10 protein-coding genes are annotated in these 13,286 nt (G+C 71.5%); all 10 read left to right on the top strand.

Going from position 1 to position 13,286, the window contains the following annotated elements; translation table 11 throughout:
* Positions 1-11 precede the first annotated feature (11 nt).
* Positions 12-1,019 (top strand): sugar phosphate isomerase/epimerase family protein, encoded by a 1,008-nt coding sequence (locus tag AB0I82_RS06795; RefSeq protein ID WP_363255980.1) that lies wholly within the window; start codon positions 12-14, stop codon positions 1,017-1,019.
* 212 nt (positions 1,020-1,231) lie between these two features.
* The gene (locus AB0I82_RS06790) at positions 1,232-3,682 is read left to right on the top strand and encodes a PQQ-dependent sugar dehydrogenase (protein ID WP_363255979.1); all 2,451 of its coding nucleotides are present in this window, start codon (positions 1,232-1,234) and stop codon (positions 3,680-3,682) included.
* A 250-nt stretch (positions 3,683-3,932) separates the two neighbouring features.
* Entirely contained in the window at positions 3,933-5,261 is a 1,329-nt protein-coding gene (locus tag AB0I82_RS06785) for a ThuA domain-containing protein (RefSeq protein ID WP_363256102.1), read from the top strand.
* Between the two features lie 89 nt (positions 5,262-5,350).
* Positions 5,351-6,460, top strand: a complete 1,110-nt coding sequence (locus AB0I82_RS06780; RefSeq protein ID WP_363256101.1) for an inositol-3-phosphate synthase — start codon at positions 5,351-5,353, stop codon at positions 6,458-6,460.
* Positions 6,457-7,935, top strand: coding sequence for an SCO3242 family prenyltransferase (locus AB0I82_RS06775; protein ID WP_363255978.1), 1,479 nt, complete (start codon positions 6,457-6,459; stop codon positions 7,933-7,935). Before AB0I82_RS06780 ends, AB0I82_RS06775 begins: the two co-directional genes overlap by 4 nt.
* The gene (locus tag AB0I82_RS06770; protein ID WP_363255977.1) at positions 7,932-8,948 is read left to right on the top strand and encodes a sugar phosphate isomerase/epimerase family protein; all 1,017 of its coding nucleotides are present in this window, start codon (positions 7,932-7,934) and stop codon (positions 8,946-8,948) included. Before AB0I82_RS06775 ends, AB0I82_RS06770 begins: the two co-directional genes overlap by 4 nt.
* On the top strand, positions 8,942-9,766 hold the full coding sequence (locus AB0I82_RS06765; RefSeq protein ID WP_363255976.1) for an EboA domain-containing protein: 825 nt from the start codon (positions 8,942-8,944) through the stop codon (positions 9,764-9,766). The genes AB0I82_RS06770 and AB0I82_RS06765 overlap by 7 nt, the downstream gene beginning before the upstream one ends.
* A 5-nt stretch (positions 9,767-9,771) precedes the next feature.
* The gene (locus tag AB0I82_RS06760) at positions 9,772-10,620 is read left to right on the top strand and encodes a TatD family hydrolase (protein ID WP_363255975.1); all 849 of its coding nucleotides are present in this window, start codon (positions 9,772-9,774) and stop codon (positions 10,618-10,620) included.
* Between the two features lie 15 nt (positions 10,621-10,635).
* On the top strand, positions 10,636-11,850 hold the full coding sequence (eboE, locus tag AB0I82_RS06755) for a metabolite traffic protein EboE (RefSeq protein WP_363255974.1): 1,215 nt from the start codon (positions 10,636-10,638) through the stop codon (positions 11,848-11,850).
* Complete coding sequence (locus tag AB0I82_RS06750) at positions 11,847-13,280, top strand: nucleotide pyrophosphatase/phosphodiesterase family protein (RefSeq protein ID WP_363255973.1); 1,434 nt, start codon at positions 11,847-11,849, stop codon at positions 13,278-13,280. Before eboE ends, AB0I82_RS06750 begins: the two co-directional genes overlap by 4 nt.
* Positions 13,281-13,286 lie beyond the last annotated feature (6 nt).

Below are 13,286 nucleotides of genomic sequence, written 5' to 3'. Positions count from 1 at the left end.
AGGTCCGTACCGTGCCACGCCAGTTCACTCTCTTCACCGGTCAATGGGCCGACCTCCCCCTGGAAGAGGTCTGTCGGATGGCCCGCGACTTCGGCTACGACGGACTGGAACTCGCCTGCTGGGGCGACCACTTCGAGGTGGACAAGGCGCTCGCCGACCCCTCCTACCTCGACTCGCGCCACGCGATGCTCGACAAGTACGGCCTCAAGTGCTGGGCGGTCTCCAACCACTTGGTGGGCCAGGCGGTCTGCGACGCCATCATCGACGAGCGACACGAGGCAATCCTGCCCGCCCGCATCTGGGGCGACGGCGAGGCCGAGGGCGTACGGCAGCGCGCCGCCGCCGAGATCAAGGACACGGCCCGCGCGGCCGCCGCGTTCGGCGTCGACACCGTCATCGGCTTCACCGGCTCGTCGATCTGGCACCTGGTCGCCATGTTCCCACCGGCCCCCGAGGCGATGATCGAGCGCGGTTACGAGGACTTCGCCACGCGCTGGAACCCCATCCTCGACGTCTTCGACGCCGAAGGCATCCGCTTCGCCCACGAGGTCCACCCGAGCGAGATCGCATACGACTACTGGACCACCCAGCGGGCGTTGGATGCAGTCGACCGCCGACCGGCTTTCGGCCTCAACTTCGACCCGTCCCACTTCGTCTGGCAGGACCTGGACCCGGTCGGCTTCCTCTGGGACTTCCGCGACCGGATCTACCACGTGGACTGCAAGGAGGCCAGGAAGCGCCTCGACGGCCGCAACGGCCGGCTCGGCTCCCACCTGCCCTGGGGCGACCCGCGGCGCGGCTGGGACTTCGTCTCGGCAGGTCACGGCGACGTCCCGTGGGAGGACTGCTTCCGGATGCTGCGCTCGATCGGGTACGAGGGGCCGGTGTCGGTCGAGTGGGAGGACGCCGGAATGGACCGGCTGCAGGGCGCCCCCGAGGCGCTGGCCCGGCTCAAGGCGTACGACTACGACCCGCCGACGGCGTCGTTCGACGCGGCCTTCGGCAGCGCGGACAGCTGACGGGTCATTCGCCTTTCAGCTGACGGGTCATTCGTCTTTGTCCTTCTGGGGGCAGAAGTCCCCATCACCCACGTCAAAGGTCTATCCGTAGCGAGCAAACGCGACTACCTTCGCCCCTGGTGTCACGTACATGTACATGAGGCTCGCACAGCGCACTGAACTCCCAGCACCGCCCACCGCACGGCACTATCAACCCGCCCGGGAGGCACCGCGTGCACAGAAGACGTCTCAGAATCCGCTCCACCCTGGCTCTTTTCACGGGCGGCCTGCTCGCCGCGGGCTCGCTCGCGATCGGCGTCACCCCCACCTCCGCAGCGCCGACCGCGAAAGCAGCCGCCGCCGAGGACTTCCAGCAGGTCACCCTCGCCAAGGGCGAGGCCGAGATGGGCGAGCCGATGACGCTCGCCGTCCTCCCCGACCGCTCGGTCCTGCACACGTCCCGCGACGGCACGCTCCGGCTGACCGACGCCACCGGCTACACCAAGGTCGCCGGCAAGCTCCCTGTATACACGCACGACGAAGAAGGACTGCAGGGCGTCGGCGTCGACCCCGGCTTCAAGGACAACCGGTTCATCTACCTGTTCTACGCCCCGCCGCTGGACACCCCCGCCGGTGATGCGCCCGACAACGGCACCGCAGCGGACTTCGCCAAGTTCGACGGCCTGAACCGGCTGTCCCGCTTCGTCCTCAAGGAGGACGGCACGCTGGACACCGCCAGCGAGAAGAAGATCCTGGAGGTGCCCACCTCGCGTGGCACCTGCTGCCACGTCGGCGGCGACATCGACTTCGACGCGCAGGGCAATCTGTACCTCTCCACCGGCGACGACTCCAACCCGTTCGCCTCGGACGGCTACACGCCCATCGACGAGCGCGCCGACCGCAACCCGGCGTACGACGCCCAGCGCACCTCCGGCAACACCAACGACCTGCGCGGCAAGATCCTGCGCATCAAGGTCAACGCCGACGGCTCGTACGACATCCCCGAGGGCAACCTCTTCGCGCCCGGCACCGAGAAGACCCGGCCCGAGATCTACGCCATGGGCTTCCGCAACCCCTTCCGGATGAGTGTCGACAAGCCCACCGGGATTGTGTATGTAGGCGACTACGGACCGGATGCAGGCGCCGCCAGCCCGACCCGCGGCCCGGCCGGCCAGGTCGAGTTCGCCCGCGTCACCAAGGCCGGCAACTACGGCTGGCCGTACTGCACCGGCGACAACGATGCCTTCATCGACTACGACTTCGCCACCGGCAAGTCCGGCGAGGCATTCGACTGCGCCGCGCCCAAGAACACCTCGCCGCACAACACCGGCCTGACCGACCTGCCCCCGGCCCAGGCCGCGTGGATCCCGTACGACAACGCCTCCGTACCGGAGTTCGGCAGCGGATCCGAGTCCCCGATGGGCGGCCCGGTGTACCGTTACGACGCCGCACTGGACTCCAAGGTGAAGTTCCCCGAGGCGTACGACGGCGACTACTTCGCCGGCGAGTTCGGCCGCCGCTGGATCAAGCGCATCGAGAAGACCGACGACGGCACCGTCCAGTCCATCAATGCCTTCCCCTGGAACGGCACCCAGGTCATGGACATGGCCTTCGGCCCCGACGGCGCGTTGTATGTACTCGACTACGGCACGGGCTACTTCAACGGCGACGCGAATTCCGCGCTGTACCGCATCGAAAACGCCACCGACGGCCACTCACCGGTCGTCGACGCCAAGGTCGACCGCACCTCGGGCCAGGCGCCGCTGAAGGCGCAGTTCGGTGCGAGCGCGACCGACGCCGACGGTGACGCGATCACCTACAACTGGGACTTCGGCGACGGCACCAAGTCCACCGCGCAGAACCCGTCCCACACGTACAAGAAGAACGGCACCTACACGGCGACCGTCACCGCGAAGGACCCGTCCGGCCGCACCGGTTCGGCCAGCGTGCACCTCACGGTCGGCAACACCGCCCCCAAGGTGACGCTCGAACTCCCGGGCAACGGCCAGCTCTTCACCTTCGGCGACAAGGTCCCCTTCAAGGTCAAGGTCACCGACCCGGAGGACGGCCAGATCGACTGCTCGAAGGTCACCGTCACCCACATCCTCGGCCACGACAGCCACGGCCACGCCGTCACCTCGGCCAAGGGCTGCGAGGGCACCATCCAGACGCTGGCCGACGGTGAACACGATGCCAACGCCAACATCTTCGGTGTCTTCGACGCCGAGTACACCGACAAGGGCGCCAACGGCCAGCCGGCGCTGACCACCCACGCCCAGAGCATCACCCAGCCGAAGCACCGCCAGGCCGAGCACTACAGCTCCTCCGAGGGCGTGTCGGCCGTGAACCACACGCCGGCCCATGGCGGGAAGACTGTAGGCAATATCCACAATGGTGACTGGATCGGCTTCACCCCGTACCGCGTCTCCGACGCCACGAAGCTGACCGCCCGGGTCGCCTCCGCGGGCACCGGCGGCACGCTGGAGATCCGTACGGGCAAGCCCGACGGCAGGCTGCTCGGCACGGCGAAGGTGCCGGTGACCGGCGGCTGGGAGACGTACACCGACGTCAGCACGGACATCGCCAAGCCGCCCGCCGGGACGACGACGCTCTACCTCGTCTTCAAGGGCACCGGCACGGGCGCGCTGTACGACGTGGACGACTTCCAGATCACCACGAAGTGACACCAGCGACAGCGGTGACATCTGTGACACCGCTGCACTGACGGGCGGAACGGCGGGTGGGCCAGGTGGCCCGCCCGCCCCTCGCCCGCCCCATCGCCCGGCCGCATCCGCCCCGAGGCCCCTTGCCCAGCCACCCCCCGCTGCTGGAGGAAGGACTCCGCACATGTCCCTGCCCCGACCCACCGCAAGACGGCATGCCGTACGGCGGCTCGGCATCACCGCCGTGGCGGCCGCCGCCCTGCTCGCGACCATGGCGCTGCCCGGCACGGCCGCGCCCCAGGAGGGTGCGGGCGCGGCCGACGACGCCCGGGTCCTGGTCTTCTCCAAGACCGCCGGCTTCCGCCACGACTCGATTCCGCAGGGCATCGCCACGGTCAAGGACCTGGGCGCGGAGCACGGCTTCGCCGTCGACGCGACGGAGGACGCCGGCGCCTTCACCGATGCCAACCTCGCCCGTTACGACGCCGTGGTCTTCCTCTCCACGACCGGCGACGTCCTCGACGACACCCAACAGGCCGCCTTCGAGAAGTACATCGGAGCGGGCGGCGGCTACGTCGGGGTGCACGCGGCCGCCGACACCGAGTACGACTGGCCCTTCTACGGCGGCCTGGCCGGCGCGTACTTCCAGTCGCACCCGGCCATCCAGCCCGCCACCGTACGCGTCGAGGACCGGGCCCATCCCGCCACCGCCCACCTGGCGGCGGCCTGGGACCGTACCGACGAGTGGTACAACTACCGCACCAACCCGCGCGAGCGCGCCCACGTCCTCGCCACCCTCGACGAGTCGACGTACACCGGCGGCACGATGAGCGGGGACCACCCCCTCGCCTGGTGCCAGGAGTACCGCGGCGGCCGCGCCTTCTACACGGGCGCCGGCCACACCAAGGAGTCCTACGCCGAGCCCGCCTTCCGCACCCACCTCCTCGGCGGTATCCAATATGCGACCGGCCGGGCTCAGGCCGACTGCCGACCGGAGACTGGATACACCGCCCTCTTCGACGGCACCGCGGCGAGCCTGAAGGGCTGGAAGCAAGCGGGCCCCGGCTCCTTCACCCTGAACGAGGACGACGGCACGCTCACCTCCACGGGCGGCATGGGCATGCTCTGGTACGCGGCCAAGGAGCAGCACGCCTACTCGCTGAAGCTGGACTGGAAGATGGCGAGCGAGTCCGGCGATGACAATTCGGGCGTCTACGTGGGCTTCCCCGCCTCCGACGACCCCTGGTCGGCGGTGAACAACGGCTACGAGATCCAGATCGACGCCACCGACACCCCCGACCACACCACCGGCTCCGTCTACGGTTTCCAGGCCGCGGACATCGAGGCCCGGGACGCGGCCCTGAACCCGCCGGGGGAGTGGAACACCTACGAGATCCGCGTCCAGGGCGAACGCCTGAAGGTCTTCCTCAACGGCCGCAAGATCAACGACTTCACCAACCAGGACCCGGCCCGCTCCCTGCGCCAGGGTTACATCGGCATTCAGAACCATGGCTCGGAGGACCGGGTGGCCTTCCGCCACATTCGGATCAAGGAGCTGAAGGAAGCGAAGGAAGTGGCGGGGAAGGGCGGGGAGCGGTGAGTGCGGATACGGGCACGGGTGCGGGAAGTGGCGTTGGTTTCGGTGGCTCCGGCGATTCCGGTGATCGTGGTGGTTCCGGTCGTACGGGAGTGTGGCTGATCGGTGCGCGGGGGTCGGTCGCGACGACCGTGGTCGCGGGGTGCGCGGCGCTCGCCGCCGGGTTGCACGAGCCGACCGGCATGGTCACCGAGACCGCCGCGTTCGCCGACGTTCCGCTGCCGCCGCTCGCCTCGCTGGTCTTCGGCGGCCATGACATCACCTCTTGCCCGCTGCCGAAGCGTGCCGAGCAACTCGCCGCCGGCGGCGTCCTGCCGCACGGCCTGCCCCGTTCGGTACACGCCGAACTCGCCGCCGCCGACGTCGAGATCCGCCCGGGTGGCCCGCAGCCGGGCGATACTCGTGACGACGAGGCGCTGACCGCCGCCTTCGCCGCCGACCTCCGCGCGTTCCGCCGTACTCATGGGCTGGACCGCGTGGTCGTCATCAACGTGGCGTCGACGGAGCCGGGGCCGGGGCCGGGGTCGGGGTCGGGCGATGATCGGCTCCCGGCCAGCTCCCTGTACGCGCTCGCCGCCCTCCGTGCCGGCTGCCCGTACGTCAACTTCACGCCCTCCACCGGCCTCCACCATCCCCTCCTCCGCGACATGGCCCGTTGCAGTGGCCTCCCGTACGCGGGCCGGGACGGCAAGACCGGCCAGACCCTGCTGCGGTCAGCGCTCGCGCCGATGCTGGCGCAGCGCGCGCTGAACGTACGGGCCTGGTCCGGTACGAACCTGCTCGGTGGGGGAGACGGTGCCGCACTCGCCGACCCGGCCGCCGCTGCCGCGAAGAACGCGGGCAAGGCCGCCGTACTCCGCGACACCCTCGGCGAACTGCCGTCCGGCGAGCTGCACATCGACAACGTGCCGGCACTCGGTGACTGGAAGACGGCGTGGGACCATGTCGCGGTCGACGGTTTCCTCGGCAGCCGGGTGATCCTCCAGACCATCTGGCAGGGCTGCGACTCGGCCCTCGCCGCCCCGCTCGTACTGGACCTGGCCCGCCTGGTGGCGGCCGCCCACGCGGCCGGCCTCAGCGGCCCGCTCCCCGGACTCGGCTTCTACTTCAAGGACCCGGACAACGGCCCGGCCGCCCTGTCCGACCAGTACACGGCCCTCACCACCACCTTCGCCACCCAACTCCGGGAGGCGCAGAGATGATCCCCCTTCCACGGTTCTTCCGGAGGGCCGGGTCGGCGCGGGTGTCGGCTTCGCGCTCGGCGTCGGCTTCGGCTTCCGCTTCGGTTCCGGCGGTACCGGCGGCCCCGGTCGTCCCGGTGGTGTCGGCGTCGGCAGTGTCCATGTCGCGCCGCCCGAGCGGCGAGGGAGTCGGCCACCCGCGTCGTGGGCCGGCCGGAGGGGGCCTCGGCCCCCTCGGCGGTTCCGACGGTGAGGGCCCCCGCCACTCACTCCGTGCCTGGGCGGAGCTGCTCCGGATCTCCGCTCCGGCCAGCGTCCCCGGCGACCTCCTCGCCGGGGCCGCGGCCGCCGGGCTGCGCCCCAACGCCCGTACCGCGCTCGCCGCCTGCTCCTCCCTCTGCCTGTACGAAGCCGGCATGACCCTGAACGACTGGGCCGACCGCGACATCGACGCCCTCGAACGCCCGCACCGCCCCATCCCCTCCGGCCGCATCACCCCCGGCGCGGCCCTCGCAGCGGCCGGCGGGCTGACGGCGGCGGGGCTGGCGTGCGCGGCGGCGGCGGGCCGCCCGGCCCTGGCCACCGCCACCGCCCTGGCTGCCACCGTCTGGGCCTACGACCTGCACCTCAAAAACACCCCCGCCGGCCCCACTGCCATGGCCTGCGCCCGAGCCCTCGACCTCCTCCAGGGCGCCGTCGCAACAACGGGAAGTGGCAGTACGAGTACGGGGACGAGGTCGGGTACCGGTGTGGGTATCCGCCGTACCGCTCCCGGCACCGGCACCGGCACCGGCACCGGTACGGCCCCCACCCCCCATCCGCACACAACGGCGGCTCTCCGCGCCCTCCCCTCGGCCGCCCTGCTCGGGGCGCACACCTTCACCGTCACCACCGTCTCCCGCCGCGAAGCCCAGGGCTCCTCCTCGTCCCTCCCCCTCCTCGCCCTCGCCGCCGTAACCGCCCTCGCCAACGCGGCAGCCGGCGGCCGCTTCCCCTTCCGCCCGCCCCAGGGCAGCATCGCAACCCGACCACTCGCGCCGCCCAACCCAGCCCCGCCGTCTCCGCAGGCCAACGCAGCCCGCCCAGCCGCGCAAGCCACCGCGGCCCGCCCAGCTGGGCGAGGCACCGCAACCCCGCCGCCCGCGAAAGGCACCGCGACCCCGCGCCCATTGCAAGGCGCCGCAGCCTCGCCACTCCCGCAAAGCGGCAAAGCCTGCACCGGCAGTCGACGGCCGGCACTCACACTCACCCCGGCAACACTCGCACCCCCTCTCCTCGCCGCGGGCTACGCGGCCACCGCCGCCCGCCCCCTCCTCGTCGCCGCGCTCAACCCGTCACCCCACTTCCTCCAGCGGGCCGTCGGCGGCGGCATCCGCGCGATGATCCCGCTGCAGGCGGCCCTCGCCGCACGAGCCGGTGCGCCGGCCACCGGCGCCGCGGTCCTCGCGCTCATCCCCGTCGCCCGTCGCCTGTCCCGAAAGGTCAGCCCGACATGACCCCGACGCCCCCGCCGGTGCCCTCGACAAGGCCCCCCTCTCCGGAAGCGGAAGCGCCGCCACTCCGCCTCGCCTACGGAACCAACGGCCTCACCGACCTCCGCCTGACCGACGCCCTGACCCTCCTCTCCGACCTCGGCTACGACGGCGTCGCACTCACCCTCGACCACATGCACCTCGACCCCCTCGCCCCGGGCCTGGCCGCCCGCACGGCGCGAGTGGCCGACACCCTGCGCGACACGGGCCTCGCCGTCGCGATCGAGACCGGCGCCCGCTACGTACTCGACCCCCGCCGCAAACACCACCCCACTCTCATCGACCCCGACCCGGACGCTCGCGCCGCCCGCACCGACCTGCTGCGCACCGCCGTACGCGTCGGCGCGGACCTCGGCGCCACCGCCGTCCACTGCTTCAGCGGCGTACGCGACCCCGGCAGCACGGACACCGACTCCTGGCAGCGCCTCGCCGCCGCCCTGTACCCCGTTGCCGCGGCGGCCTCGGACACCGGCTTACCGCTCGCCGTAGAACCGGAACCCGGTCACCTCCTCTCCGACCTCGCCGGCTTCCACCACCTCCGTACGGTCATGGGCGCGCCCGCCCCGGACGTACTCGGGCTGACCCTCGACATCGGCCACTGCCAGTGCCTGGAACCGGCCCCGCCCGCCGACTGCATCCGTGCCGCCGCGCCCTGGACCCGGCACGTCCAGCTGGAAGACATGCGCCGCGGCGTACACGAACATCTCCCGTTCGGCGACGGCGAGATCGACTTCCCGCCGGTACTCGCCGCTCTCCGCGACACGGCCTACCGCGGCCTGGTCAGCGTCGAGCTGCCCCGCCACTCCCACGCGGGCCCCGAACTGGCCCGCACCTCTCTCCATTTCCTCCGCTCCAACCTCGCCAGTTCAGACCTCGTCAGTTCAGACCTCGCCAGTTCACACCTCCGCACATCACACTGCCCGGCCACCCCGGCCCAGCCCTCCGCCACCGGGCGCGTAGGAGGTGTCTCGTGCTAACCCCCGAGGACCCCTGGACCGCCCGCCTCGGCAAGACACTCCGCGACCGCCTCGGCGACACCGCCCGCACCTGGCTCGACGAGGCCCTGACCGAGGCCCGGTCCGAGGCTCTGACCGAGGCCACCTCACCGGCCACCGCTTCCCCCTGGGCGGCCCGATGGGAGGCCCGATTCGCCTCAGCCGGCCGGCACTGCGTGCGGAGGGAACCGCCGCATCATGCCGACCCGGAGGCCGCCGAGGCCGCGCGGGTGCTGATCCTGTGCGCCGCCCGCGCCGACGGCGCCACCGTCACCCGGCTGTACGAGCACGGCACGGCCGCCGAACGCCGGGCCGTACTCCTCGCACTCCCGCACCTACCGCTGCACACGGGCGGCACGACCAGCACGACCGGGACGACGACCGGTACGACCAGTACGACCGGCACGACCAAAGCGACACGCAAAGACGACCGGCACGGTCTCGCGCTCATCGAGGACGCCCTGCGGACGAACGACACGCGGCTGGTCGCCGCGGCCGTGGGCCCGTACGCCGCACGGCACCTCGATGCGCACGCCTGGCGGCACGCCGTACTCAAGTGCCTGTTCACCGGGGTATCGGTGGACGCCGTCGCCGGTCTCGCCGAACGCTCGCGCGGCGACGCCGAACTCGCCCGCATGCTCGGCGACTACGCCCGTGAACGCACCTCGGCCGGTCGCCCCGTACCCGACGATCTCCCTCGCGTGCTCGCTCTCACCCAGCTGTCCCCCCTGTCCGCCGACGCGTCCGCCGGCCCGTCTTCCGATCCGTCCCCCGAAGGCCCGTCCCCCGAGGAGGCGTAACCCCGATGCGTATCTTCGATCCGCACATCCACATGACCTCCCGCACCACCGACGACTACGAGGCCATGTACGCGGCCGGCGTGCGTGCCCTCGTCGAGCCGGCCTTCTGGCTGGGACAGCCGCGGACCTCACCGGCGAGCTTCTTCGACTATTTCGACTCCCTTCTCGGCTGGGAGCCCTTCCGGGCCGCCCAGCACGGCATCGCCCATCACTGCACCATCGCGCTCAACCCCAAAGAGGCGAACGACCCCCGCTGTACCCCCGTCCTCGACGCCCTGCCCCGCTACCTCGTAAAAGACTCGGTCGTCGCCGTCGGCGAGATCGGCTACGACTCGATGACCCCGGCCGAGGACACCGCCCTGGCCGCTCAGCTCCAACTGGCCGCTGACCACGGCCTCCCGGCCCTCGTCCACACCCCCCACCGCGACAAGGCCGCCGGGCTCAAACGCACCCTCGACGTCCTGCGCGAATCCGACCTTCCCCCCGATCGCGTCGTCCTGGACCATCTCAATGAAACAACCGTAGGGGATGCCACTGACAGTGGCTGCTGGCTGGGCTTTTCCATCTATCCGGACACCAAGATGGACCCGGAACGGATGGTGCGGATCCTCCGCGTGCACGGCACGGAGCGGGTGCTGGTCAACTCCGCGGCCGACTGGGGCCGCAGCGATCCGCTCAAGACCCGGCACGTCGGCGAGGCCATGCTCGCCGCCGGATTCTCCGACGATGAGGTGGATCAGGTGCTGTGGCGCAATCCTGTCGCCTTCTACGGTCAGAGTGGCCGGCTTTCCCTCGACATCGCCGACCCGGGTGCCTTGCACGAGGGCAACTCCATCCTCCGCGGCGGGGAATGAGGAGGCGGCGGACCGATGCGCTTCCGGCACCCCGACGGCTCCACCGTCCACCTCGCGTACTGCACCAACGTCCACCCCGCCGAGACGCTCGACGGCGTGCTCGCCCAGCTGCGCGACCACTGCGAGCCCGTACGCAAACGGCTGGGCCGGGACCGGCTCGGCATCGGGTTGTGGCTCGCCCGCGCCGCGGCCCGCGCGCTGACATCCGACCCCGGGGCCCTCCGCCGACTGCGCAGGGAGCTGGACACGCGCGGACTCGAGGTCGTCACCCTCAATGGATTCCCGTACGAAGGTTTCGGTGACAGCCGCGTCAAGTACCGGGTCTACCGGCCCGATTGGACCGAACCGGCCCGGCTGGAGTACACGGCCGACCTCGCCCGACTGTTGACCGCGCTGCTGCCGGACGACGCCGCGGAAGGCACCATCTCCACCCTTCCGCTCGCCTGGCGCACGGATTTCGACGAGCACCGGCGTGCGACCGCCCTGGGCGCGCTCCGCACTCTCGCCGCGCGCCTGGACGCGCTCCAGGACACCACCGGCCGCAGCATCCGTGTCGGCCTGGAGCCGGAGCCCGGCTGCACGATCGAAACCCTGGCCGATGCCCTCGACGCGCTGACCGGCGCGCCGGCCATACCGGGCGTCCCGACGCACCGGATCGGCGTCTGCGTCGACACCTGTCATCTCGCCACCTCCTTCGAGGAACCGGGTCCGGCCCTGGACGCGCTGCACCGTGCGGGCATCCCCGTCGTCAAGACGCAGCTGTCCGCCGCGCTGCACGCCGAGCATCCCGAACGGGCCGACGTCCGCGCGGCGCTCAGCGCCTTCGCCGAACCCCGTTTCCTGCACCAGACCCGCACCCGCACCGTGCAGGGTGAACTACTGGCGACCGACGACCTCGACGAGGCGCTCGCCGGGACACCAGGGCTCGCCGCCGAGCCCGGCCTCCCCACCACCGAGCCCTGGCGCGCCCACTTCCACGTACCGCTGCATGCGCCGCCGCAACCCCCGCTCACCTCGACCCTCCCCGTACTTCAGGACACCCTCACCCGCCTCGTCGGCCCGGCCGCGCCGCCGCGTACCCACCACCTGGAGGTCGAGACGTACACCTGGCAGGCGCTGCCGCCCGAGCTTCGGCCGCGCACCCGCGCCCGGCTCGCCGACGGCATCGCCGCCGAACTCGCCCTCGCCCGCGATCTGTTGACCGACCTCGGCCTCAAGGAGCTGCCATGACCGCGCACGAGAGCAGCCCCGCGGACGCCACGCCGCCGCCCGCCGACGCAGCACCGCCGCCCCAGCCCCTCCTCGTCCTCGACGTCGTCGGCCTCACCCCCCGGCTCCTCGACCACATGCCGCACCTCAAGGCGCTGGCCGCGGCCGGCTCGTACACCCCACTGCGTACCGTCCTCCCGGCCGTCACCTGCACCGTCCAGTCGACCTTCCTCACCGGCGCGCCGCCCTCCCAGCACGGCATCGTCGGCAACGGCTGGTACTTCCGCGACGTCGGCGAGGTCCACCTCTGGCGGCAGCACAACGCCCTCGTCGGCGGCGACAAGCTCTGGGACGCCGCCCGCCGTGCCCACCCGGGCTACACCGTCGCCAACATCTGCTGGTGGTACGCCATGGGAGCGGACGTCGACTGGACCGTCACGCCCCGGCCCATCTACTACGCCGACGGCCGCAAGGAACCCGACTGCTACACCCGGCCGCCCGCCCTCCACGACGAGCTGACCGAACTGCTCGGGCCCTTCCCGCTCTTCACCTACTGGGGGCCCACGGCCTCCCTCACCTCCTCCCAATGGATCACCGACGCCAGCCGTCACATCCTGCGCACCCGTCACCCCGACCTCACTCTCACCTACCTCCCGCACCTCGACTACGACCTCCAGCGCTACGGCCCCGACGACCCCCGCTCGCACGCGGCCGCGGCCGCACTCGACGCCGTCATCGCGCCCCTCCTCGACGACGCCCGCGCCGCCGGCGTCACGGTCGTCGCGCTCTCCGAGTACGGCATCACCCGCGCCCGCCGCCCCGTCGACATCAACCGTGCGCTGCGCCGGGCCGGGCTGCTGGAGGTGCACACCCAGGACGGGATGGAGTACCTCGACCCGACCGCGTCCCGCGCCTTCGCCGTCGCGGACCACCAGATCGCGCACGTCTACGTACGCCGCCCCGAAGACCTCGACGCGACCCGGGAAGCCCTCGCGGACCTGCCGGGGCTCGGCGAACTCCTCGACGACGCGGGCAAGAAGCAGCACGGACTGGACCATCCGCGGGCCGGCGAACTCGTCGCCGTCGCCGAACCCGACGCGTGGTTCACGTACTACTACTGGCTGGACGACGCCCGGGCGCCGGACTTCGCGCGCCTCGTCGAGATCCACCGCAAGCCCGGCTACGACCCCGCCGAGCTCTTCATGGACCCGCGCGACCCCTACGTACGGCTACGCGCCGCCACCGCGCTCGCCCGCAAGAAGACCGGCATGCGCTACCGCATGGCCGTCGTCCCCCTCGACCCCGAGCCCGTGCGCGGCAGTCACGGGCGTATCCCGGACCACGAGGACGACGGACCCGTCCTGATCTGTTCCACCGCAGGCACGCTCACCACCCCCCTCGCTGCGACCGACGTGAAGTCCTTGCTCCTCAAGCTTGCCGCACGGCACTGACAATCG

This window comes from Streptomyces sp. NPDC050315 (assembly GCF_040655775.1).
Taxonomy (GTDB): domain Bacteria; phylum Actinomycetota; class Actinomycetes; order Streptomycetales; family Streptomycetaceae; genus Streptomyces.
This window is presented reverse-complemented; position numbering and strand designations above follow the sequence as displayed.